Annotated in this window: 25 protein-coding genes and 1 pseudogene; 14 read left to right on the plus strand and 12 right to left on the minus strand. The window is 65.6% G+C overall.

Going from position 1 to position 23,427, the window contains the following annotated elements; all coding sequences use genetic code 11:
• The first annotated feature begins 226 nt into the window (after positions 1–226).
• The 5 genes from lptB (at position 227) to A3E77_RS12315 (ending at position 3,882) form a co-directional block, all read left to right on the plus strand.
• Entirely contained in the window at positions 227–1,015 is a 789-nt protein-coding gene (gene lptB / locus A3E77_RS12295; protein WP_458574448.1) for an LPS export ABC transporter ATP-binding protein, read from the plus strand.
• Positions 1,016–1,154: 139 nt separating this feature from the next.
• Positions 1,155–2,621, plus strand: a complete 1,467-nt coding sequence (gene rpoN / locus A3E77_RS12300; RefSeq protein ID WP_293646316.1) for an RNA polymerase factor sigma-54 — start codon at positions 1,155–1,157, stop codon at positions 2,619–2,621.
• A gap of 89 nt (positions 2,622–2,710) precedes the next feature.
• Positions 2,711–2,836: a type B 50S ribosomal protein L36 gene (ykgO, locus tag A3E77_RS12305; protein ID WP_003046794.1), complete on the plus strand. Its 126-nt coding sequence runs from the start codon at positions 2,711–2,713 to the stop codon at positions 2,834–2,836.
• Between the two features lie 93 nt (positions 2,837–2,929).
• On the plus strand, positions 2,930–3,544 hold the full coding sequence (locus A3E77_RS12310; protein WP_293646318.1) for an HAD family hydrolase: 615 nt from the start codon (positions 2,930–2,932) through the stop codon (positions 3,542–3,544).
• Positions 3,541–3,882: a hypothetical protein gene (locus A3E77_RS12315; protein WP_293646320.1), complete on the plus strand. Its 342-nt coding sequence runs from the start codon at positions 3,541–3,543 to the stop codon at positions 3,880–3,882. Before A3E77_RS12310 ends, A3E77_RS12315 begins: the two co-directional genes overlap by 4 nt.
• Positions 3,883–3,988: 106 nt before the next feature.
• Here A3E77_RS12315 and A3E77_RS12320 read toward each other — a convergent pair whose 3' ends face one another.
• Positions 3,989–6,154 (minus strand): S9 family peptidase, encoded by a 2,166-nt coding sequence (locus A3E77_RS12320; RefSeq protein ID WP_293646322.1) that lies wholly within the window; start codon positions 6,152–6,154, stop codon positions 3,989–3,991.
• Positions 6,155–6,221: 67 nt separating this feature from the next.
• Here A3E77_RS12320 and A3E77_RS12325 point away from each other — a divergent pair, with 67 nt between their 5' ends.
• The 5 genes from A3E77_RS12325 (at position 6,222) to A3E77_RS12345 (ending at position 10,880) form a co-directional block, all read left to right on the plus strand.
• Entirely contained in the window at positions 6,222–8,048 is a 1,827-nt protein-coding gene (locus A3E77_RS12325; RefSeq protein ID WP_293646324.1) for an aminopeptidase P family protein, read from the plus strand.
• Between the two features lie 7 nt (positions 8,049–8,055).
• On the plus strand, positions 8,056–8,517 hold the full coding sequence (locus tag A3E77_RS12330; RefSeq protein ID WP_293646326.1) for an acyl-CoA thioesterase: 462 nt from the start codon (positions 8,056–8,058) through the stop codon (positions 8,515–8,517).
• A gap of 291 nt (positions 8,518–8,808) precedes the next feature.
• Entirely contained in the window at positions 8,809–9,276 is a 468-nt protein-coding gene (locus A3E77_RS12335) for a hypothetical protein (RefSeq protein WP_293646328.1), read from the plus strand.
• 4 nt (positions 9,277–9,280) lie between these two features.
• Positions 9,281–10,255, plus strand: a complete 975-nt coding sequence (gene ribD / locus A3E77_RS12340; protein ID WP_293646330.1) for a bifunctional diaminohydroxyphosphoribosylaminopyrimidine deaminase/5-amino-6-(5-phosphoribosylamino)uracil reductase RibD — start codon at positions 9,281–9,283, stop codon at positions 10,253–10,255.
• A 7-nt stretch (positions 10,256–10,262) separates the two neighbouring features.
• The gene (locus A3E77_RS12345) at positions 10,263–10,880 is read left to right on the plus strand and encodes a riboflavin synthase (protein WP_293646332.1); all 618 of its coding nucleotides are present in this window, start codon (positions 10,263–10,265) and stop codon (positions 10,878–10,880) included.
• Here the strand turns inward: A3E77_RS12345 and A3E77_RS12350 are convergent.
• Genes A3E77_RS12350 through A3E77_RS12375 form a run of 6 tightly spaced genes read right to left on the minus strand, consistent with a single transcriptional unit; the run spans position 10,877 to position 15,685 of the window.
• Entirely contained in the window at positions 10,877–11,344 is a 468-nt protein-coding gene (locus A3E77_RS12350) for an MmcB family DNA repair protein (RefSeq protein WP_293646334.1), read from the minus strand. The two genes, A3E77_RS12345 and A3E77_RS12350, sit on opposite strands and share 4 nt — an antisense overlap.
• 16 nt (positions 11,345–11,360) lie before the next feature.
• A complete protein-coding gene (gene ssb, locus A3E77_RS12355) occupies positions 11,361–11,903 on the minus strand; it encodes a single-stranded DNA-binding protein (protein ID WP_293646336.1) in 543 nt (180 codons plus the stop codon).
• A 32-nt stretch (positions 11,904–11,935) separates the two neighbouring features.
• Positions 11,936–13,795 (minus strand): ferrous iron transporter B, encoded by a 1,860-nt coding sequence (feoB, locus tag A3E77_RS12360; protein WP_293646338.1) that lies wholly within the window; start codon positions 13,793–13,795, stop codon positions 11,936–11,938.
• Positions 13,792–14,052 (minus strand): FeoA family protein, encoded by a 261-nt coding sequence (locus A3E77_RS12365; RefSeq protein WP_293646341.1) that lies wholly within the window; start codon positions 14,050–14,052, stop codon positions 13,792–13,794. Before A3E77_RS12365 ends, feoB begins: the two co-directional genes overlap by 4 nt.
• Before the next feature lie 56 nt (positions 14,053–14,108).
• Complete coding sequence (locus A3E77_RS12370) at positions 14,109–14,780, minus strand: COQ9 family protein (protein WP_293646343.1); 672 nt, start codon at positions 14,778–14,780, stop codon at positions 14,109–14,111.
• A complete protein-coding gene (locus A3E77_RS12375) occupies positions 14,780–15,685 on the minus strand; it encodes a DMT family transporter (RefSeq protein ID WP_293646345.1) in 906 nt (301 codons plus the stop codon). The genes A3E77_RS12370 and A3E77_RS12375 overlap by 1 nt, the downstream gene beginning before the upstream one ends.
• Before the next feature lie 113 nt (positions 15,686–15,798).
• Between A3E77_RS12375 and A3E77_RS12380 the strand changes: the two genes are divergently transcribed.
• Positions 15,799–16,884 carry an alkene reductase gene (locus A3E77_RS12380; RefSeq protein WP_293646347.1) on the plus strand — a complete coding sequence of 362 codons (1,086 nt, stop codon included), beginning with the start codon at positions 15,799–15,801 and terminating at the stop codon, positions 16,882–16,884.
• Between the two features lie 36 nt (positions 16,885–16,920).
• On the opposite strand, the gene A3E77_RS12385 is transcribed toward A3E77_RS12380, so the two are convergent.
• The 4 genes from A3E77_RS12385 to A3E77_RS12400 are packed head-to-tail and all read right to left on the minus strand — an operon-like array spanning position 16,921 to position 19,944.
• On the minus strand, positions 16,921–17,574 hold the full coding sequence (locus A3E77_RS12385; protein WP_293646349.1) for a hypothetical protein: 654 nt from the start codon (positions 17,572–17,574) through the stop codon (positions 16,921–16,923).
• Positions 17,567–17,992: a 6,7-dimethyl-8-ribityllumazine synthase gene (gene ribH / locus A3E77_RS12390; RefSeq protein WP_293646351.1), complete on the minus strand. Its 426-nt coding sequence runs from the start codon at positions 17,990–17,992 to the stop codon at positions 17,567–17,569. The genes A3E77_RS12385 and ribH overlap by 8 nt, the downstream gene beginning before the upstream one ends.
• On the minus strand, positions 17,992–19,266 hold the full coding sequence (gene ribB / locus A3E77_RS12395) for a 3,4-dihydroxy-2-butanone-4-phosphate synthase (protein ID WP_293646353.1): 1,275 nt from the start codon (positions 19,264–19,266) through the stop codon (positions 17,992–17,994). Before ribB ends, ribH begins: the two co-directional genes overlap by 1 nt.
• Before the next feature lie 57 nt (positions 19,267–19,323).
• Entirely contained in the window at positions 19,324–19,944 is a 621-nt protein-coding gene (locus tag A3E77_RS12400; protein ID WP_293646355.1) for an ankyrin repeat domain-containing protein, read from the minus strand.
• An 88-nt stretch (positions 19,945–20,032) separates the two neighbouring features.
• On the opposite strand from A3E77_RS12400, the gene A3E77_RS12405 reads away from it, so the two are divergent.
• Genes A3E77_RS12405 through A3E77_RS12415 form a run of 3 tightly spaced genes read left to right on the plus strand, consistent with a single transcriptional unit; the run spans position 20,033 to position 21,838 of the window.
• The gene (locus tag A3E77_RS12405; RefSeq protein ID WP_293646357.1) at positions 20,033–20,677 is read left to right on the plus strand and encodes an SCO family protein; all 645 of its coding nucleotides are present in this window, start codon (positions 20,033–20,035) and stop codon (positions 20,675–20,677) included.
• A gap of 2 nt (positions 20,678–20,679) precedes the next feature.
• Positions 20,680–21,126 carry a YcgN family cysteine cluster protein gene (locus A3E77_RS12410; protein WP_293646359.1) on the plus strand — a complete coding sequence of 149 codons (447 nt, stop codon included), beginning with the start codon at positions 20,680–20,682 and terminating at the stop codon, positions 21,124–21,126.
• Positions 21,107–21,838: a M48 family metallopeptidase gene (locus A3E77_RS12415; protein WP_293646361.1), complete on the plus strand. Its 732-nt coding sequence runs from the start codon at positions 21,107–21,109 to the stop codon at positions 21,836–21,838. Before A3E77_RS12410 ends, A3E77_RS12415 begins: the two co-directional genes overlap by 20 nt.
• 17 nt (positions 21,839–21,855) lie before the next feature.
• Here A3E77_RS12415 and A3E77_RS12420 read toward each other — a convergent pair.
• Positions 21,856–23,427: pseudogene (locus A3E77_RS12420) on the minus strand (transglycosylase domain-containing protein); the annotation flags it as partial.

Raw genomic sequence — 23,427 nt, forward strand, 5'->3', positions numbered from 1 at the left:
GGCGCTGGCGCGCCTGCTCGCCGCGATCGATGAACAGCTCGCCCTGTCGGGCATCGTGCGCGGGCCGCAAGCGGGGCATTAGAATCCCCTCCCCGTCGCGGGGTGGCGGCAACAGATGCAAGGATCTTGCCAGATTGACCTTGGCGGCGCTCCTCGGGTAACGCCCGCACATGTCTCATCAGGAAGCGATGGCGAAATGACCGACGACGAAGCGACCCCGGCGACAATGACCGCCGACGGCGACCATGGCGTCGCTGAACATCGGGCGCATGTCCGCGACGATGCGGCCGCCGGCAACGGGCTCGCGGTGATTTCGATCGCGAAAAGCTATGACAAGCGCGTCGTGCTGTCCGACGTTTCGCTGTCGGTGGGCAAGGGCGAGGTTGTCGGCCTGCTCGGCCCGAACGGCGCGGGCAAGACCACCTGCTTCTATTCGATCATGGGGCTGGTCAAGCCCGATGCCGGGCGCATCATGCTCGACGGCGCCGACATCACCGCCTTGCCAATGTACCGCCGCGCGATCCTCGGTCTCGGCTATCTGCCCCAGGAGACCTCGATCTTTCGCGGCATGACGGTCGAACAGAATATCAGCGCGGTGCTCGAACTCAGCGAGCCTGACAAGGTGTCGCGCGAACGGCGGCTGGAAGAATTGCTCGACGAATTCGGCCTGACCCGGCTGCGCGCTTCGGCGGCGATGGCGTTGTCGGGCGGCGAACGGCGCCGCGCCGAAATCGCGCGCGCGCTTGCGGCCAACCCCTCGATCATGCTGCTCGACGAACCTTTTGCGGGCATCGATCCGCTGTCGATCAGCGACATCCGCGACCTGGTCGCGGACCTCAAGACGCGCGGCATCGGCGTGCTGATCACCGACCATAATGTGCGCGAGACGCTCGACCTCGTCGACCGCGCCTGCATCATCTATGACGGCAAGGTGCTGCTTGCCGGCTCGCCGGCCGAACTGGTCGCCGATCCCGAAGTGCGCCGACTGTATCTGGGTGAGGGTTTCTCCCTGTGAACGTTGCGGACCGCCGCCAGACAAATTTCCATGTGTCCCCGCGAAGGCGGGGACCCATCTCCGGTGGGTTCGAAATGGCGCCGACCGGAGATGGGCTCCCGCCTTCGCGGGAGCACGCGGGGCAGTAATATAAGCCGCCATGGCGTTGGGTCCGCGCCTCGATCTCCGCCAGTCGCAATCGCTGGTGATGACGCCGCAGCTACAGCAAGCGATCAAGCTGCTGGCGCTGTCGAACCTCGAACTCGAAGCCTATCTGGCCGAGGCACTCGAGGGCAACCCGCTGCTTGACGCGACTTCGGGCGACAGCGACGCAAGCACGGGCGATCCGGGGGACGAGCGCGGCGACGATGGCCCCGCAGCGGAAGCGGCGTCGCTCGATGCCGACCAGGCGCTGTCCGCCGATGGCGGCACCGAAAACGACCTCGATGTCGATCTTGCCGCGGACAGTTTCCACCACGACAGCGCCAGCGACAATGTCGGGCTGTCGGGATCGGGCGAGGATATCGATTTCGACAGCTTTGCGGAGGCCGAGGGCACGCTCCACGACCATCTGCTGGCGCAGGTCGGCGAGCGATTTGGCGGTATCGAGGCGATCGTGGCGGGGCAGCTCGTCGCGCTGATCGACGAGACGGGATATCTCCGCGCCGACCTTGCCGAACTCGCCGCGCAGCTCGGGGTGCCGCTCGCGCTGATCGAGGCGGTGCTGGCGGTAATCCAGACCTTCGACCCGTCGGGCGTCGGTGCGCGCGACCTCGCCGAATGTATCGCGATCCAGGCGCGCGAGGCCGACCGCTACGACCCCGCGATGGCGACGATGATCGCGCATCTCGACCTTGTCGCCAAGGGTGCCTTCCCCCAGCTGAAACGTATCTGCGGCGTCGATGATGAGGATCTGGCCGACATGATCCGCGAGTTGCGCAGCTATGATCCCAAACCCGGGCTCAAATTCGGCGGCGACGGCGCGCCTGCGGTCGTCCCCGACCTCTATATCCGCCCGACGGCGACGGGCTGGGCAGTCGAGATCAACAGCGGCACGCTGCCGCGGCTGCTGGTCAATCGCCGATACTACACCGAATTGGCGCAGGGCGCGGCGTCGAAAAGCAAGGCTTGGCTTTCCGAACAACTGGCGGGGGCGAACTGGCTGGTCCGCGCTCTCGACCAGCGTCAGCGCACGATCGTCAAGGTCGCGAGCGAAATCGTGAAGCAGCAGGAAGGATTTTTCCTCCACGGCGTCGCGCATATGCGCCCGCTGACCTTGCGCCAGATTGCCGAGGCGATCGGCATGCACGAATCGACCGTCAGCCGCGTCACCAGCAACAAATATCTCAGCTGTCCGCGCGGATTGTTTGAACTCAAATATTTCTTTTCGTCGGGTATCTCGGCGACCGAGGGCGACGGCGCGGTGTCGGCGGAGGCCGTAAAGAGCAGGATCAAGGCGATGATCGAGGCCGAGGATGCCAAGGCGATCCTGTCTGACGAGACGATCGCACAGAAACTGTCGGCCGAGGGGCACGATATCGCGCGGCGCACCGTCGTCAAATATCGCGAGGCGATGGGATATGGCTCGTCGGTGCAAAGGCGGCGGCAAAAGGCGCTCGCGGGCTGAAATCGGCCTGAAAGGCGGTTGACTTTCGAGCCGCTTCCCCATAGTTGCGCCGCTTCGCGTAACAACGCCAAGATTTACGGACAGAGATCATGAAGATTCGCAACAGCCTGAAGTCGCTGAAGGACCGCCACCGGGATAACCGCGTTATCCGCCGCCGTGGCCGCACCTATGTGATCAACAAGACCAACCGCCGCTTCAAGGCGCGCCAGGGCTGAAGCCCTGCCGGGGCCTATGTCCCGCGCGCATAGCGAAGTTAGCGTAACGCCGTCGGATGCTTCCGGCGGCGCTTTCGCGTGTCTGGAGCAACCATGATTCGCCAGAGCGTGATCTTCGACGTCGGGCGCGTCCTGTTCGACTGGGACCTGCGCCACCTGTTCGCCAAGCTGATCGACGACAAGCAACAGCTCGAATGGTTCGTGACCAACGTCGTCACGCCCGAATGGCATTTCCAGCACGATGCGGGCCGCCCGCTCGCCGATATGCTGCCCGAGCTCAAGGCCGCATTTCCGGGGCATGACGATCTGATCGACGCCTATGCGGCGCGCTTCAACGAGACGATCCTCGGCACGATGCCCGGTAGCCTCGAACTGGTCGAGCGGCTCGACGATGCGGGCGTGCCGCTGTTCGCGATCACCAATTTCGGGCATGAATTCTGGGAAGGCTTTCGCCCGACCCAGCCCATCTTCGACCGCTTCCGCGATATCATCGTGTCGGGGACCGAGAAGTTGATGAAGCCCGACCCCGCAATCTACCGCCTCGCGATCGAGCGATTCGGCATCGACCCCGCGGGCGCGCTGTTCATCGACGATGTCGCAAAAAATGTCGCGGGCGCCGAATCGGTTGGGATTACGGGGCATCGGTTTGTTGATGCTGAGACGCTGGAAACCGAATTGGTGTCGCACGGATATCTGGCTGCTTCATGAGCAGGGCGAATCGCCTCGAGCGCCTCGACACCCGCCGGGTCGAACTGGAAGCCGAATATGAGCAAGTCTTGCGCGAAGCCTTGCGCAAGGCCGCTGCTGGCTCGTGGGGCCTATTTGACCATAATCAGGATCGGTGGACCCGCGCCAATTGGGAACCCGTCGTCACGGATTTGTGCGACCGGGGCGAAGAAATTGACGGGATACGCGATCAGCTCGGATTGCAGCCGTTCGCGTTGCACGAGGAGTTCGAGGCATCGCGCGGGCCCGTCTCGACGAACGCTCCGGGTGAGCCCAAACAGGCCAAGGCCTGGCTTGAGCGACTGGGTGAGGACGTCTAGGCGCTTACGTGCCACTCAAGATATCGTCATTCCCGCGAAAGCGGGAACCTAGCGAACAACAGCGTGAACCGGGTTCCCGCTTTCGCGGGAATGACGAGGTTTGTGATTATTTCTCCACCCCCAGCTGCGTCAGCACGAACGCGAATTCCTCGGCATCTTCGCGCAGCGCGCCCCAGCGGCCCGACTTGCCGGCGTGGCCCGCGCCCATGTTGGTGCGCAGCAACAGCGTCGCGTCGTTGGTGCGCGTCGCGCGGAGCTTTGCGACCCATTTTGCCGGCTCCCAATAGGTCACGCGGGGGTCGTTGAGGCCCGCCGACACGAGCATCGGCGGATAGGCTTTCGCGGTCACATTGTCGTAGGGGCTGTAACTCAGCATATAATCGAACGCCGCCTTGTCGGTGATCGGATTGCCCCATTCGGGCCATTCGCCGGGGGTTAGCGGCAGCGTTTCGTCGACCATCGTGTTGATGACATCGACGAAGGGGACGCCCGCGAGCACCGCGCCCCACAGTTCGGGCGCCTGGTTGTAAACCGCGCCCATCACCTGTCCGCCGGCGGAGCGGCCCTCGATCGAAATCTTGCCCGCGCTCGTATATTTGGCGGCGATCAGCCCCTTGGCGACGTCGATGAAGTCGTTGAACGTATTCTTGCGCTGGTCGGTCTTGCCCGCGAGATACCAGGCGCGGCCGAGGTCGTCGCCGCCGCGGACATGCGCGATCGCATAGATCATGCCGCGATCGACAAGGCTGAGGCGCGTCGTCGAGAAGCCCGGCGGTACACGATAGCCGTACGAGCCATAGACATAGAGGTGCATGGGCGCGCTGCCGTCGCGCGGCGTTCCCTTTTTGTAGACGAGCGACACGGGCACCGGCGTGCCGTCGCGGGCAGGCATGTTCACCAATTCGGTTACATAATTATCATGGTTATAACCGGAAGGAATTTCCTGCACCTTCAGCGTCTCGAGCTGGCGGCTCGCCAGATCGTAATCGAACACCGTGTCGGGGGTGACCATCGATTCATAGTCGAGCCGCAGCTTGTCCTGATGATATTCGGGATTGTCGCCGAGACCCGCGACATAAGTCGCCTCCGGGAATTTGATCCGGCCCGGGGTCAGCGGCGCGTCATATCGGCGGATATCGACCTGATCGACGCCCTTTTCGCGCGATTCGAGGACGAAATAGTCGCGGAAGACCGAAAGCCCGGTGAGATAATTGTCGTCCGAACCGGCGATCAGCGTCGTCCACGTCCCCGGCGCCTTGATATCGGCGGTCGCGACGCGGAAATTGGGATGCTCGTCGTTGGTGTGGATATAGAGCGTCCCTTCGCGCTCATCGACGCTATATTCGCGGCCCTTCTGGCGGGCCGATACCAATTGCATCGGCGCTTCGGGGTTGTCGGCGGGGAGGAGGTAAACTTCGCTCGTTTCGTTATCGCCCGTCGCGATGACGATATAATTGTCGGCGGCGGTCTTGCCGATCCCGACGCCGAAGCCGATGTCGGGTTCCTTATACAGCAGCTTGTCCTCGGCGACCGGGGTGCCAAGCTTGTGCAGTCGGACATTGTCGGTGCGCCAATTCTCGTTGGCGAGGCCGTAGAGGATCGCGTCGTTGCCCGATGTCCACACCAGCGACGACAGCGTGCCGGGGATCGTGTCAGGCAGCAGTTCGCCGGTTTCAAGATTGCGGATGCGTGCCTCGAAGCGTTCGGAGCCATTGTCGTCGAACGAATAGGCCATCAGCTTGCCGTTGGGGCTGACCGATACTTCTGCGAGGCGGAAATAATCCTTGCCCGCCGCCATCGCGACTTCGTCGAGGATCAGTTGGGTATCGCCGGAGCCCGACGCCGACCTGCGATACCATTTCTTATATTCGGCGCCTTCTTCATATTCGACCCAGTAAATCCAGTCGCCATCCTTCTGCGGCACGCTCGAATCGGCTTCCTTGATCCGGCCCTTCATTTCTTGGAACAAGGTTTCGACGAGCGCCGCGTGCGGTTTCATCGCGGCGTCGAAATAGGCATTCTCGGCCTTCACATAATCGAGGACATCCTTGTCATCGATGACCGGATAGCTCTCGTCCTTCAGCCAGTGATACGGGTCGGACAGTTTTTTGCCGTGCAGCGTCACTTCGTGCGGACGCTTTTCCGCAACGGGGGCGGCGGGCAGGGCAGGGGTCGGGCTGGTCAATGCGGCATCTTTCTCTTTGGCGAACAGGGAAGGTGTTGCGACAAGCGGGGTGGCAATTGCTGCCAGAAACATCCAAATAGCGCGCATCACAAAATCCCCCGCGGTGTCGCCCCCTGTGGGCGGGATCGGCCGATGTAGGAATAAGGAACGTCTGATGTCCAGCGCCATCCATGCAGAACGCCTCGCGCGCGTCCGCGCCGAACTCGCACGCCGGGGTCTCGACGGCTTCGTCGTGCCGATCAGCGACGAGCATATGAGCGAATATGTCGGCGACTATGCACAGCGCATGGCGTGGCTGACGGGCTTTGGCGGCTCGGCCGGAACCGCGGCGGTGCTGCCCGAAAAGGCGGCGGTGTTCGTCGACGGGCGCTACACGGTGCAGGTGCGCGACCAGGTCGACGGGTCGCTGTTCGACTATGTCGGCGTGCCGCAGTCGAGCGTCGCCGAATGGCTGGGCGCGAACGTCAGCGCGGGGCAGAAGATCGGCTTCGATCCCTGGCTCCACGGCATCGACTGGGCGCGCTCGCTCGAAAGGGCGCTCGCGACGAAGGGCGCGAGCCTCGTCGCGGTCACGCCGAATCCGCTCGACGCGGCTTGGGACGACCAGCCCGCGCCGAGCGATGCGGTGGTGACGGTCCATGACGCCGCGCTCGCGGGGCAGGGCGCGGTCGAGAAACGAGCGATCATCGCCGACTGGCTCAAGGCGAACGGCCTCGACACCACAGTGATGACCGCGCTCGATTCGATCGCCTGGACCTTCAATATTCGTGGGCAAGATGTCAGCCACACGCCGGTCGGCCTGTCCTTCGCGCTGCTTCATGCCGACGCGACCGCCGACCTGTTCATTGCGCCCGAAAAGGTCAGCGACGCGGTGCGCGCGCATCTGGGCAACAGCGTCCGTATCCACGATCGCGACGCGTTCGAGGCCGCGCTCGCCGGCCTCAAGGACAAGAAGGTCGCGGTCGATCCCGACCGCGCCGTCGCGGCGATTTTCACCGCGCTCGAAGCGGCGGGCGCCAGGATCGAACGCCATCGCGATCCCGCCGTGCTGCCCAAGGCGATCAAGAACGAAACCGAACTCAGCGGCACCCGCGCTGCGCACGTCCGTGACGGTATTGCGGTGGCGCGTTTCCTGAAATGGATGGAGGAGGTCGCACCGCAGGGCGGGCTCGACGAACTGGGCGCCGCGGCGAAGCTGCGCGAATTTCGTGAGGCAGGTGGCGGGCTGAAGGATCTGTCGTTCGACACCATCTCGGCCGCGGGGCCGAACGGCGCGCTCCCCCATTACAAAGTCGATGAAACGACAAATCGCGCGATCGAGACGGGAACGCTCTATCTGGTCGATTCGGGTGGGCAATATGCCGACGGCACGACCGACATCACGCGCACGATCGCGATCGGCACACCGACCGCCGAGATGCGCCGCCGTTTCACGCAGGTATTGAAAGGTCACATCGCGCTCGCGACCGCGCGCTTTCCGAAGGGCACGCGCGGCAGCCAGCTCGACATTCTCGCGCGCCAATATCTGTGGGCCGACGGAGTCGATTATGCGCATGGCACCGGCCATGGCGTCGGCACCTATCTGGCCGTTCACGAAGGTCCGCAGCGGATCGCCAAGCCCGCCGGAGGGCAGGCTGGAACCGAAGAGCCGCTTCACGCAGGCATGATCCTGTCGAACGAGCCCGGCTATTACAAGGCGGGCGCGTTCGGCATTCGTATCGAGAATCTGGTGATCGTGGTGCCGCAGAACATCGCCGACGCCGAAGAGGAAATGCTGGGATTCGAGACGATCACCTTCGCGCCGATTGCGCAAAATCTTGTCGATGTCGCGCTGCTTTCGGCGGCCGAGGCCGACTGGCTCGACGCCTATCATGCCGAAGTCTTCGCCAAGCTGGCGGACGGGACGCCGGCGGCCGATCGCGACTGGCTCGAGGTCGCGTGCGCACCGCTCGACCGCAACCCCGCCGCGCTCGCCGCCTGACACCGCCATGACGACGATCCACAGCGACGTGCCGCTCGCCGATTTCCGCGTGCAGGAACATGTTCGCGTCCGCTTCAACGAGATCGACGGCCAGAATATCGTCTTTAACGGCAATTATCTGGTTTATGCGGATATTGGTGTGACCGAATATTTTCGCGCGATCGGCGAAGGGCAGCCTGGCCCTTATTTTCACCAATATGGTACAGACATTCGCGAAACGCATTGCGAGATCGATTATCATGCACCGGCGCGGCTCGACGAGCTGATCACGATCGCCGCGCGAATCAGCGCCTTCGGCCGAACCAGCTTCACATTGCATTGCGGGATTTTCCGGGGTGAGGAGCGGCTGACCGACATTGAGATCAGCTATGCGCATATCGACAGCGATAGCGGACAGCCCACCCCGTTGCCCGGCAGTTTCATTGCAGAGGTCCGCCGATTCGAGACGCGTACCCCGGCGCAGGACTGATTCGCGAACAGCCGATTTGAACCGGAACGCGTTTCTCGACTAAAAAAGTCAGCTTTCAGGCCGCAAAGGCCAAAAAAAAGGGCCACCCGAAGGTGGCCCGTGAAAGTTTTGGGAGAGGATGCCTAAAAGGCAAGTGTGATATTGCACTGCACAATGAATGTTGCAACTGCGAAAAGAGCATCTGCTGTTGCATTTTTTGCAATCGAGAACGTTATCAGCGTTCGTTGCGTGCAATCGCGTGCTGTGCCGCTTCCGCTCGCAAATTGTCGCGACATCGCCTAAATTGTGCCGATGGGAATGTTCAACAATATGGATGTCGGCGGCGGCCTGTCCGATTTCTGGGCCTATATCCGCGAACCCCGCCCGCATCGCTGGGCGGTCTGGGGCGTCGCGCTGGCACTGACCTGGCTCGTTTTCACCGGGGTCGAGAAATATCTGATCCCCTATGAAGCGCCGAAAGAGCAGATCATCTATTTCGAGAACTGGACCGCCGACCGAAGCGCGCAGGACATCCGCGCCGACTGGGTCGCACGCGCCAGGGAAACGACGCTGCACAACGCACAAAAACGCGCCGAATATCAGCGTTTCGCCGACAGTCTGGGTATCGAATATGATTCGGAAGAGGCTGACAGGGTAACGCGCGAGACGCTGGGCGAAGAAGCGGCGGCCGCGGCAAAGAAAAAGCCCGAGCCGGTGCAGATTCGCTCGACGCTCGCCGAACGCGCGGCGCGCGGGGCGCGGCCCAAAGCTGCCGACTGACCGGATGCAGCGCGGTCCCGCCGATGCCGACTGGATCGCGGCTGCGCTCGCCCTGTCGCGGCGCGGCCGGCCGGCATCGGCGCCCAATCCCAACGTCGGCTGCCTGATCGTCAAGCAAGGCAAGGTCGTCGCGCGTGGCTGGACACAAGCGGGCGGGCGCCCGCATGCCGAGGCGGTCGCATTGGCGGGGGCGGGCGGCGCAGCGCGCGGCGCGACCGCTTTCGTCACGCTCGAACCCTGCGCCCATGACAGCCCGCGCGGCCCGGCGTGCAGCGACCTGTTGATCGCGGCCGGCGTCGCGCGCGTCGTGATCGCGGCGCAAGATCCCGATTCGCGCACCGACGGCACTGGCATTGCGCGGCTCAGGGCGGCGGGCATAGAGGTCGTCGCCAACCTGGCCCCCGCCGAAGCGCGCGCCGCGATGGCGCCGTGGTGGACGCGGCACACCGAAGCGCGGCCGTTTGTGACGCTGAAGCTTGCGACCTCGCTCGACGGCGCGATCGCACTGGCCGATGGGGCGAGCCGCTGGATCACCGGCCCCCGCGCCCGCGCGCACGGCCATCTGGAGCGCGCCAGCCATCAGGCGATTCTCGTCGGGCGCGGAACGCTTGACGCCGACGCGCCGCGGCTCGATGTGCGCCTGCCCGGTCTCGAACGTCGCAGCCCGCAAAAATTGTTGCTGACCCGCGGGACAGCACCCGATGGCTGGATCGCGGTTGCATCGCCCGAAGCGATCACCGACGTCGATTCGGTGCTGGTCGAAGGCGGCGCGGGCGCGGCATCGGCCTTCCTGGCCGCCGACCGCGTCGACCGACTGCTGCTCTATCGCGCGCCGATCCTGATCGGCGGCGGGCGGCCCGCGCTTGGCGACATCGGGCTTGCGGACCTTACGCAGGCGCATGGACGGTGGCGCCTGATCGACAGCCGCCTGCTTGGCAGCGACCGGCTCGACGTCTACGAGCGCGTCAGAGAAGGATAACCACCCCATGTTCACCGGCATCATCACCGACATCGGCACCATCCGCAGCCGCGAGGATCGCGGCGACACGCGGCTTGTCATCGGCACCGCCTATGACACCGCCACAATCGACCTTGGCGCCTCGATCGCCTGTTCGGGCGCGTGCCTGACCGTCGTCGACAAGGGTGCGGACGCCGCCGGCCACTGGTTCGCGATCGACGCGAGCGGCGAAACGCTCGCCCGCACGGCGGCGGGCATGTGGGACGCGGGGCGTCGTCTCAACCTCGAACGCGCGCTCAAGATAGGCGACGAGCTGGGCGGGCATATCGTGACCGGCCATGTCGACGATATCGGGCGCATCGTGTCGGTCGAATCCGTCGGCGACAGCGTGACGGTCACGGTTGCGGCGCCCGCGGCGCTCGCCGCACATATCGCACCCAAAGGGTCGGTGACCGTCGATGGCGTATCGCTGACCGTCAACGAGGTGACCGACCAACCGAATGGCGAGGCGCATTTCACGCTCAACATCATCCCGCACACGCAGGCGATGACGACGCTGAACGAAGCCGCCGCGGGGCGTCCGGTCAATCTCGAGATCGATATACTGGCGCGGTATCTGGCACGGATGCAGGCGCGCGGCGCCTAACCCTCCAGCCAGCTGGCCGCCAGCTCGGGATCTGCTGCGACCATCGACCGCCGCATCGCGAGCCGCCCGATCCGCAGCAGCTCGGCCTTGCGGCGTGCGGGCGCGAGGTTGCCGCTCGCGGCGTCGCGGACCACCGCCGCGCCATAGCGGTCGGCGACGATCAGCCCCGATGTTTCGCGGCGATAGCCTTCGGTTTCGAGGATGGCGGGGTCGAGTCCTGCTGCCAGCGCCCAGTAAAAACGGTCGCACCAGTCGCAATAGTCAGGCCATTTGCCGTCGCCATGCAGGTCGGCGCGGCTGACCTTGATCTCGACGATGGTGATCTGGCCCCTGGCGTCGATCGCGGTGAGGTCGGTGCGTCGTCCGTTGGGCAGCGGCACCTCGGGAATCGCGACCAGCCCTTGCTGCGCGAACAGGCGGCACACCCCGCGCGCGACGTCCGCGGCGGTGATCGGGTCGGTCATCGCTTAAATTCCGTCCTCAGAACGGCACGTCGTCGTCCAGATCGTCGTCGAAGGGTGGACGGCCACCGCCGCCCGAGCTGCCGCCACCAAAGCCGCCGCCGCTGGACGAACCGCCGCCGCCACCTTGATTCCAGCCGCCGCCCGAACCACCGCTCGAACCCGCGTTCCAGTCGTCGCCGCCGCCGCCGCGCGAACCGCCGCCACCCGGCGCACCGTCGAGCATGGTCAGCGTGCCGCCCATGCCCGCGATGACGATTTCGGTCGTATATTTGTCGTTGCCGTCGCGGTCCTGCCATTTGCGGGTGCGGAGCGAGCCTTCGATATAAACCTTCGAGCCTTTTTTCAGATAACGCTCGACGACGCCGATCAGGCCCTCGCCGTTGATCACGATCTGATGCCACTCGGTGCGCTCCTTGCGCTCGCCGGTCATCCGGTCCTTCCACTGCTCGGACGTCGCGATGCGGAGGTTGGCGACCTTGCCGCCGTTCTGGAACGACTTGATTTCGGGATCGGCGCCCAGATTGCCGATCAGAATAACCTTGTTGACGCTGCCAGCCATTGCCGCTCCGCTCCGCTAGAAAATGTGGAGGATCAGCCTAGTCCAAAGGCGACGGCTGTCCAGTAAGTGATTCCGGCAGCGGCATAGGCGAGCGCGAACAAATAGCCAACCATGAACAGGGGCCATTTCCATCCATTGGTCTCGCGCCGGGTGATCGCGATGGTCGAAATGCACTGCGGCGCAAAGACGAACCAAGCGAGGAAGGCGAGCGCGGTGGCGATGCTCCAGCGGCCGGCGATGCGGTCGCCGAGCGCCTCGGCCATCGCATCCTCGTCGTCGCCGGCGTCGATCGCGTTCGCGGTCGCCATCGCCGACACGGCGACCTCGCGCGCCGCCATCGCGGGGATCAGCGCGAGCGCGATGTCGTGGTTGAAACCGATCGGCGCGACGACGACCTCGAGTCCGCTCGCGATGCGGCCGCCGACGCTATATTCAACCTGGCTCTGCCCCGCGGGTGCCTGCGGAAAGGTGAGGAGCAGCCACAATATCACCGTCGTCGCGGCGATGATCGTGCCGGCGCGGCGGAGGAAGATCCATGCGCGCTGCCACAATGCGATGACGATGTCGTTCCAGCGCGGCCATTGGTAGCGCGGCATTTCCATCATGAAGCCCGCGGCATTGCCCTTGGTCACCGAACGCCGGAGGACGAGCGCGACAAGCAGCGCGCCGACGATGCCGCTGATGAACAGGCCAAAGAGCACGAGTCCTTGCAGCCCGACCGGCGATCCGCCGACATTAGTTGCGGGAATGAAGGCGCCGATGATCAGCGTGTAAACGGGGAGCCTTGCCGAACAGGTCATCAGCGGGGCGATCAATATCGTCGTCAGCCGGTCCTTTTCGTCGGGGATGGAGCGCGTCGCCATGATGCCGGGGACGGCGCAGGCGAAACTCGACAGCAGCGGGATGAAGCCGCGCCCCGAGAGGCCAACCTTGCCCATCAGCCCGTCCATCAGGAAGGCCGCGCGCGTCATATAGCCAGACGCTTCGAGCAGCAGGATGAAGAAGAAGAGGAACAGGATCGGCGGCAGGAAGACGACGACCGCGCCGACGCCCGCGAGCAGCCCCTCGACCACCAGCCCGCGCAGGAAATTGTCAGGGAAGGTGCCGACAACCCATGTCTGGATTACGCCGATCGCGCCTTCGAGCGCGTCGGCGAACGGCGTTGCCCACGAAAAGACCGCCTGGAACATCACGAACATCAAAGCGACGAGAATGATCAGGCCGCCGACTGGGTGGAGCACGACATTGTCGACGCGTTGTGTCCAGCGCCGCACCGGCGTTTCGTCGACCGTAGCGGCATTCGCGATCGCGTGCGCGCGCTGGCGGAGCGAGGCGTCGTTCGCGGGCGCGGCGACCGTGGCGCGCGGCTGGTGCGACTCGATCGCGCCGTCGACCGCGACAAGCAATTCGGAGAGCCCGCGCTTGCGGACCGCAACCGTCGGCACCACCGGCACGCCCAGCTCTTTCGACAGGCGTTCGGCATCGAGCGTCAGCCCGTCGCGCGCCGCCAGGTCGAGCATGTTAAGTGCAACCACCGTCGGCAGACCGAGCGCAAGCAGCTCGAGCGCGAAACAGAGGTGGTTGTCGAGGTTCGCGGCGTCGAGCACGACAATCAACGCGTCGGGGCGTTTTTCGCCGTCCAATTTGCCGAGCACGACGTCGCGTGTCACCGCCTCGTCAAGGCTGGCGGGCGTCATGCTGTATGTGCCGGGCAGGTCGATCAGCGAAATCGGGCGACCGTCGGCAAAGCTTGCATGGCCCGTCTTCCGCTCGACGGTGACGCCGGGGTAGTTGGCGATCTTTTGCCGGGCGCCGGTCAGCGCATTGAAGAGGCTGGATTTTCCGGCGTTGGGATTGCCGACAAGGGCAATCGAGGGAATGGCGCCCGTCACGCCGCGGGCTCGACGGTGATCGCGGCGGCCTGCCGTGCGCGGATGATCACTTTCATCCGGCCGACCGTCAGCGCGAGCGGGTCGCGCGAGAAAATGCTGCCGCGGTGCAGCGGGGTCACCTCACACCCTTCCATCAGGCCGAATTCGCGCAGGCGGCGACCCTCATCCTCGGACATCGCATCCCAGTCGATCCGGGCAATCCGCACCATCACGCCCAGCGGCGCCCGGTCCAGCACATTTTCGAGCAAAACAGTCATTTGCGAGCGATTATCAATAACCGCCGCGAAGCGCCACCCCCTTATGCGATTCGCGATCAGCGTCCGGGATAGCGGAGCCGTCCGACGAAGCGCGCCAGGCTAGGCCGTTCGACGCTGCGCGACGCCCGGCGATACTTCCAGCTTTCAAACCGCATCACCTGGTCGATGCGGCGCGCCAGGAAGGCGCGCGTGTCGGCAAAGCCCTCGCTGTCGTCGTTCAGGAACACCGCCATCGTCGATCCGTAGACCGCGCCGAGGATCGCACGCTTGCTGTAATGATTATAATCGGTCGCGGTGTCGCCTGCGAGCCGCCACATATGGTCGGCGGCGCGCCAGCCGAGCTTGGCGGCGTGCGGCGCATTGGTCGGGAGCGCGAGCAGCGCCAGCGCGCGGCGGAGCGATTCGCGGTGCGCCGCGAGCAGGTCGATGCGCGTTTCGACCAGCGCGGTGATGCGATCGCGGATCTTCATCGCGGCAAGCCTTTCGGCGGGCCAGCTTTGTTCCATCCGGCCGTCAACGTCGGCGAACCACGCGTCGACCATATCGCGTCCACCGCCGGGAAAAGCCAGGCGGGCGACGTCGGGAGCGACCGCGGCGCGCCGCGCGGCATCGTCAAGCGCGGCGGGACTGAAGCCGTCGAAGGCGGCCGATTCCGCGATCAACGGCGCGAGCGCAGCGCGTATTTCGTCGAGCGTCGGGTCGGCAGGAAGGATGGAAGCCATGGACATCAGATAGGCGCCGCGCGGCGGCTCGGCAACCTTATCAGGACGAGTGCGGCGCCGACCATCATTCCGCCCAATATGTCGATGGCCGACAGGGTTTCGCCGAACCCGATCCAGCCGGTGAGCGCCGCGACTGCCGGCTGGACCAGCAGCGTCAGTCCGATGACGAGCGGCGAGAAGCGCGGCAGCGACCAGATCATCAACCCCTGCCCGACGATCTGGCTGGTCAGCGCGAGCAGGATAAGCGGCGTCCAGTTTTGCGGCATTATCGTTTCGCCAAGCGCCAGCGCGGTGCCGAGCAGGATGGGCACGCAGACCGTCGAGGCGATGGCGAGCGCGGTCCATGGCGCGAGCGTGCCACGCACGCGCTGCATCAGAATGACATAGCCCGTATAGAGCACGCCCGCGAACAGGCTGAACAGATCGCCGACAAGATAGTCGGGCGACAATTCATAGCTTTGTCCCATGAGCAGCGCCGATCCGGTGAAGGCGAGCCCTATGGCCGCCGCCTGCCATCCGCGCGGCAACCGGCGCACCAGGATGATGCCCCAGATGACGAGCAGCAGGCTGGCGCAATTGCCGAACAGCGTCGCGTTGGCGACCTTGGTCTGCAAGATACCGATATGCCAGGCGGCGAGGTCGAGCGCAAAGAAGATGCCCGCCATCGCGGCGACAAGCACCGCGGGGCGCGGCGGCATCCGCCCGCCGGTTTCACGCCACGCAAAGATCAACAGCAGGGGCAGTGCGAGCGTCATTCGCCAGAACGCCGACGCGGTGGGGCCGGTGTCGGCCATGCGGACGAGCATTGCGCCGAGCGACAGCGCGATATTGCCGCCAAGCAAGGCCGCAAACGCCCAGCGCCCGGCGCGCGCGGTCGATTCGCTGTCGATGCTTTCGATCTTCGCTGTCATTTAGATTTTCTTTTGATACTTACCATTGTGCCGGTGCCGCGGCGTCCATAGCTTCGCGGGCCATAGCGACGACCGATGGGGCCGTCGCGAAGAAAGTACGACGTGGAGGAATGATGACTCTATCCCTGTTCGATCCGATCAAATTGGGCGCAATCGAGGCGCCGAACCGCATCATCATGGCGCCGTTGACGCGCGGCCGCGCAGGGCCGGGGTTCGTGCCGAACGAACTGGCACGCGACTATTACAGCCAGCGCGCCTCGGCAGGGCTTATCATTTCGGAAGCCACGGGCATTTCGCAGGAAGGGCTGGGCTGGCCGAGCGCGCCCGGGCTGTGGACGGACGCCCAGGTTGAAGGCTGGAAGCCGGTGACCGACGCGGTCCACGCCGCGGGCGGGCGTATCGTTGCGCAGCTTTGGCATATGGGGCGACTCGTCCATTCGGTGTTCAACGATGGCAAGCAGCCCGTATCGGCGTCGGCGACCCGTGGACCGGGCAAGGCACACACGCCGCAAGGGCGAATGGAACTGGAAGTGGCCCGTCCGCTTGAGATCGGCGAAATCCCCCGCGTGATCGCCGATTACGCCAAGGCCGCTGAAAATGCGAAAAAGGCGGGCTTCGACGGCGTGCAACTGCACGGTGCGAATGGCTATCTGATCGACCAGTTCCTGCGCGACGGCAGCAATTTGCGCGACGATGATTATGGCGGCCCGGTCGAGAATCGCATTCGCCTGCTCCGCGAAGTGACCGAAGCGCTGATCGGCGTGTGGGGCGCCGACCGCGTGTCGGTGCGCCTGTCGCCCAACGGCGACACCCAGGGCGTCGACGACAGCGCCCCCGAACAGCTGTTTCCGGTCGCCGCCGCGGCGCTCGACGCGCTCGGCATCGGTTTTCTCGAACTGCGCGAACCCGGCCCCGACGGCACGTTCGGCCGGACCGACGTCCCCAAGCAATCGCCGGCGATCCGCGCCGCGTTCAAGGGGCCGCTGATCCTCAACAGCGACTATGACGTCGCGCTTGCCGAAGCGGCCCTGGCGAGCGGCGCCGCCGATGCAATCGCATTCGGCCGTCCGTTCATCGGCAACCCCGACCTGGTCGAGCGCATCCGGACCGGCGCCGAATGGGCGGCGGACAATCCGCAGACCTGGTATTCACCGGGTCCGGAAGGCTACACCGACTATCCGGCACTGGTGACGGCGTAAGGCAATATGATCCGGGCGGCGCGCCTGCCGTCCGGGTCAACCCCGCTCGGCGATCGCCTTGTCGACGATGCGGGCGCCGATCGGACCCAGGAAATTGCCGCCGAAGCGAAACAGCGCAAAGGCGCCGACGAATAGCAGCAACGGCTCGACGAAAAAGGCGACGATTGCCGCAATGACGAGCCCGAAGAACAGCGCCATGAAGCCCCCGGTCAATTCGGTCTGACCTTTCGGCCCCAGCTCGACCGTCCGCGGTCCCTTGCTGTCCCACCATTTTCCGGTGACGATCGTCTTGCGCGCGTCGGCCGCTGGCGGCGTCGGCTGGGGCGCCGCGCGCGCAGGGTTCGGAGCGATGGCGGGCCGGTCGTTCGGCTGCGATGTCCAGGGCCGCTTGTGCCGTTCGGTAGCCGCCGCCACAGGGCCGTTGTTGCGGTCGGAAGCGGCGGTGCCGACTGTGGCCGGGCGCGGTGGCGGCGCAGTTCGGCTGCCCGGTCCCGGTTCGGCGCGCAAGGCCGTGCCCGGCGCTGCGCTTGGCCGCGCCGGGCGGATCGGTTCGACCCCCAGCTTGCGGTCGTGCATGTCCATCCGTTCGGCCGCGGTCGGCGGGGTCTGGCCGGTTTCGCTGTCGATCACCACCAGCCGTCCGCCGCGTTCGACGACGGAAAAGCGGCTGGGAGGTGGGCGATCAACCAATGCCGAATTGTTCCTTCAGGGCCAGCATGGCGAGCGCGGCCTTCGCCGCTTCGCCGCCCTTATCCTTGCGCGTCTTGTCGGCACGCGCAAGCGCCTGTTCTTCATTTTCGACGGTCAGGACACCATTGCCGATTGCCAGGCCGTCGAGCGTCAGGGCCATGATGCCCCGCGCGCTTTCGTTCGACACCACCTCGAAATGATAGGTCTCGCCCCGGATCACGACGCCCAGCGCGACATAGGCGTCGTATCGGCCGCTGTCGGCGGCGAGCGAAATCGCCGCCGGGATTTCGAGCGCGCCGGGAACGGTGACCGTCTCGTGGCTGTGCCCCTCGGCGTCGAGCGCGCTGCGCACGCCGTCGAGCAGCATGTCGTTGAGATGCGAATAAAAGCGGGCTTCGACGATCAGGACGTGGGCCATCATGTTTCTCCGGGGATTGGGCGTTCGCCGACGACCGACAGGCCATAGCCTTCGAGGCCGACGATATTGCTGTGGGTGGGGGTGAGCAATTCCATCGCATGGACGCCCAGGTCGGCCAGGATCTGGGCGCCGATGCCATAGGTGCGCAGGTCCATGCCGCCGCTGGCCGGCGGGGCCGCATCGGCTTCGGCCGAGCCGGGGAGGGGACGCATCAGCATCACGATGACCCCGGCGCCCGCTTCGCCGATGGCGTCCATCGAGCGTTGCAGTCGCCGCTTTTTCGGACCCGGTCGACCCATGATGTCGTCAAAGATCGACACCGCGTGCATCCGCACCAGCGTCACGCCGGCAGGATCGACGGGCCCTTTCTGAAGGACAAGGTTGACCGTGCCGTCGACCTTGTTGCGATAGGATTTCAAGCGCCAGTCGCCGCCATAATCCGATTCGAACGGTTCGTCGGCGACGCATTCGACCAGCCGGTCGGTACGGTTGCGAAAGGCGATCAGGTCGGCGATCGTGCCGATCTTCAACCCGTGGCGCCGCGCGAAGGGAATCAGGTCGTCGAGCCGGGCCATCGTGCCATCGTCGTTCATGATCTCGCAGATCACGCCCGACGGGTTGAGCCCCGCGAGCCGCGAGATGTCGACCGATGCCTCGGTATGGCCGGCGCGGACCAGCACCCCGCCGTCGCGCGCGATCAGCGGAAAGATATGGCCGGGGGTGACGATATCGTCGCGGCTCTTGCCCGCATCGATCGCCACCGCGATGGTGCGGGCGCGATCGCCCGCCGAAATGCCCGTCGTCACGCCCTCGCGCGCTTCGATCGACGTCGTGAAGGCGGTTTCGTGCCGTGTGCCGTTGTTGCGGCTCATCAGTTCGAGCCCGAGCGTATCGACGCGCGCCTTGGTCAGCGTCAGGCAGACGAGGCCGCGGCCATGGGTGACCATGAAATTGATCGCGTCGGGGGTCGCCATCTGCGCGGGGATGACCAGGTCGCCTTCATTTTCGCGATCCTCATCGTCGACGAGGATGAACATGCGGCCGTTGCGCGCCTCGGCGATGATTTCTTCCGGGCTTGCCATCGGCGACAGGTCGCTGCCGTTCGCGAGCCAGTTTTCTAGCTTGCGAAGCGTTTCGGCGGTGGGGTTCCAGCCGGGCGAATCAAGATCGCGGAGGCTGTTGGCGTGGAGACCGGCGGCGCGCGCAAGGCCCGAGCGCGACATGGCGCCCTCGTCGACGATGGATCGGATGCGATCGATGAGCTGTGTGGACATGCATCGGATGTCTCACACCATAATGTGATAGTCAATCAGTATGTCACATTGGTCATGTCATTGCGGACCGAAGCTGGGCCCGAAGTCGCGGACCGGGGCGTCGCTCTTGGCATCGAGCAGGGCGACGATCTGGCCGCTCCGGTCATCGCGCTTGGCGTAATCGCGCGCCGACATACCGGCAATATGGTCGGCCTTGTCGGGGTTGGCGCCGCGCTTCACCAGCATCCGCACCATCGCAACATTCTTGGCCTGAACCGCCAGGATCAGCGCGGTTTCGCCGCGCCGGTTCGTCTGGTCGACGGGCGCGCGGCGCTTGAGCAGTTCGTCGGCGCCATCGACGAAATTGAGCAGCGCGGTGTGCATCAGCGGGGTCATGCCCTGGCGGTCGCCGATCGCCGGATCGGCATCCTTGCCCAGCAGGAAGCGCAGCCAGGTCGCGTCGCGCCGCTTGGTGACGATGATCAGCGCGGTTTCACCCGTTTCGGGATGGCGCGTGTTGATCAGCGCCGCATCGTCCTGCAGCGATTCGGTCGCCTTCGTCCCGTCCCGGCTTTCGACCGCTTGCAGGAAGGCATAGCCGCCACGGAACTGCGCCTGGGCGGGGGCGTGGAGCAGGCCCGCCGACGCGAACAGCGCAAGGGTGAAAGTGGCGAGGCGAAACTCCGCGCGTCGAAACATGATGTGGGCGACCCCTGGGGCAATATGTCCGCCGCTCGCGCGACGACAAAGGTTGATTTTCGGAGCCTAGCCGACCAAGGCTGGCCCCATGATGAATATCGCAAATATGGGACAAAGGCTGGTGCGCGCAACCCTGATCCTCGCTTTCGGGGCGGCGCTCGCCGGATGCAATGGCGCCGCCGACTCCGCGCCCGCGCGCCCGCCGCTCGAAGGCGCGCGCATCGGCGGTGCCTTCACCCTCACCGACCAGGACGGCCGGACCGTTCGCGATACCGATTTCGCGGGGCAGTATCGCCTCGTCTATTTCGGATACAGCTTCTGTCCCGATATCTGCCCGGTCGACCTGCAAAAGCTGATGCGCGGCCTGTTGCAGTTTGAAAAGGCCGACGCGGCGCGCGGCGCAAAGGTCGTCCCGCTGTTCGTCACGGTCGATCCGGCGCGCGACACCCCTGCGGCGCTGAAGCCCTTCGTCGCGCGTTATCACCCGCGCCTGCTCGGCCTCACGGGCACGGCCGATCAGATTGCGGCGGTCGCGAAAGCCTATGTCGTCACGTATAACAAGGTGCCGGGATCGGCGCCCGACCGCTATCTGATGGCGCACAGCCAATTGGCGTTCCTGATGGACCCCGATGGCAAGCCGCTTGCGTTGCTGCCGCTCGACGATCCGTCGACCGACGCCGATGAAGGCGCGCCCGACAAGGTCGCCGCCGAACTGGCGAAATGGGTTCGATAGCGATGGCGGGGGCGACATCGGAGCGCCCCTTCTGGGAAGCGCCGCTCGCCAGCCTGGATGCCGGCCAGTGGGAGGCTCTGTGCGACGGTTGCGGAAAATGCTGCCTTCACAAGCTGGAGGATGAGGATACGGGCCGCATCTATCCGACCAATGTCGCCTGCCGCCTGCTCGATCTTTCGACCGCGCGCTGCGGCGATTACAAGCACCGCCGTCGCCATGTTCCCGATTGCCTGACGCTGACCCGTGCAAAGGTGGCCGATATCGAATGGCTGCCGCAGACCTGCGCCTATCGCCTGCGCGCCGAAGGCGAACCGCTGCCGGACTGGCATTATCTTGTTTGCGGTGACCGCGACGCGGTGCACCGGGCCGGCGAATCGATCGTCGGCTGGACGGTCGGCGAGGATCTCGCGGGTCCGCTCGAGAATCATCTTGTCGAACGCATCGTCTGACTTCCTCGCAGAAGGGCCGCATATCTGGGTCGGCGATGCGGCGTGGCCGGTGCGCGTTGTCCGCCATGCGCAGTCGCGCCGGTATCGCCTCGTCTTCGACGGCGCGCGCGGCGAACTCCGGCTGACGGTTCCGCGCCGGACCAACGAGCGCGCGGCGCTGAAATGGGCGAGCGAGCAGCAGGCGTGGCTGACCGAACAGGTCGGCAAAGCGGTGCTGCCGGTCGTGGTCGGACCGGGCGCGTCGCTGCCGTTTCGGGGGGTCGCGCGGCACATCGACTGGACGCCGACGGCGCCGCGCGCCATCCGGCTCGACGATGCGGCGCTGCGTGTCGGCGGTCCAGCCGAAAGCGTCGGGCGGCGTATCGAACGCTGGCTGAAAGCCGAAGCACTGGCGCTGATGGAGCGCGAAAGCCGCGAAATCGCGGCGACGGCGGGACTGGTCGTCGGCCGCGTCGGGGTCGGCGATCCGCGCAGCCGCTGGGGCAGTTGCACGCATGACGGCGATCTGCGCTACAGCTGGCGGCTGGTGATGGCGCCCGACCACGTCCGCCGCGCGACCGTTGCGCACGAGGTCGCGCACCTGCGCCACATGGACCATGGCGCATCCTTTCACGCGCTTGTCGACGAGCTGCACGACGGCGACGTCGCGGCGGCGCGCGGGTGGCTGCGTCGCGAAGGGCGCGCGCTTCACCGCTATCGGTTCGCGGCCTGACGGGTTCGGGCGAGGGCCTAGTCGGACGGTTCGACGGGTGGCCGCTGCTGCGGCCTGGCCGACGGCGGCCCCGGCGGCGTCCCCTTGGGCACGGCGCCGTTCTTGGGCGCCATGCCATTGTCGGTCGGTGGGCGGCGGCCGGTCTGCTCCTCGATCCATTGCTGGTCGAGCACCGGGCCATCCTCGGGCGGCAGGGGCGGCGCGATGCTTTCGGGTGGGCGGCTGTCATAAGGCAGCTCGATCGGCATCCCGTTTTCGTCGACAAACCCCTCTTCGCCCGGCTCGCCCATATAGGCCTCGCCCTCATCCTCGAGCTGCCATTCGGGCAGCACGACCTCGGTGTCGAACTGCTCGACCGGGCGGCGCGCCACCGCGACGCGCATATAATCGGCAAAGGCCTTGGCGGGCGCACGCCCCCCCTGCAATCCGCCGACGGCTTTCGCGTCGTCGCGGCCCATCCAGACGCCTGTCGTGATCCCGCTCGAAAAACCGAGGAACCAGCCGTCCTTGTTGCTCGTCGTCGTGCCGGTCTTGCCCGCGACGGGGCGGCCGATCTGCGCGGCTCTGCCGGTGCCGGTGTTGACCGCGGTCTGGAGCAGGTCGGTGATCCCTGCCGCGACCCAGTGATCGACCAGCGTCTGGCCGCGTTCGGCGGGGCGTTGATAGAGGAGTTCGCCGCTCGCGGTCGTCACCTTGGTGATGCCATAGGGCTGAACCGACACGCCGCCGCGCGCGACCGCGGCAAAGGCAGCGGTCATGTCGATCACGCGCACTTCGGCGCTGCCCAGCACCATCGACGGATGGGTGTTGACCGGGGTCGTAATGCCAAAGCGGCGCGCCATGTTGGCGACCGCCGAAAAACCGACCTCGTCGCCAAGCTTGGCCGCGACGGTGTTGATCGAATAGGCAAAGGCGCTGCGCAGGTCCATCGTGCCCGAAAAGCGGCCCGAGGAGTTGCGCGGGCTCCAACCGTTGATCGTCACCGGCTCGTCGACCACCGGGTCGCCGACCTTATAACCCGCTTCGAGCGCCGCCATATAGACGAACAGCTTCCACGCCGATCCCGGCTGGCGCAAAGCCTGCGTCGCGCGGTTATAGTTCGACGTCACATAATCCTTGCCGCCGACCATCGCGCGCACCGCGCCGTCCCTGTCGAGCGACACGAGCGCACCCTGGACGCCGCCGGGCGTGTTCGCCTGGATCGACGCGGTCGCCGCGCGCTGCATACCAAGGTCGATCGTCGTATAGACGTCGAGCGCCTCGCTGCCCTCGTCGATCAGCATGTCGAGCTGCGGCAGCGCCCAGTCGCTGAAGTAGCGCGCGCTGTTTTGCCCGGTTTCCTTGGCGAGTTGGACATTGGCGGGTTCGGCGCTGTCGGCCTGGGCCTGGCTGATGACCCCGGCATCGACCATCACGCCCAGCACTACGCCGGCGCGGCCGAGCGCGGCCTGGGCGTCGGCGGTCGGGGAATAGCGTGACGGCGCCTTGACCAGTCCCGCGACAACGGCCGCTTCGGACAGCGACATTTCGGTCGCGCTGTGGCCGAAGAAGCTGTTCGACGCCGCGTCGATGCCATAGCTGCCGCCTCC

The sequence above is a fragment of the Sphingopyxis sp. RIFCSPHIGHO2_12_FULL_65_19 genome (genome assembly GCF_001830555.1).
In the GTDB taxonomy this organism is placed as follows: Bacteria; Pseudomonadota; Alphaproteobacteria; order Sphingomonadales; family Sphingomonadaceae; genus Sphingopyxis.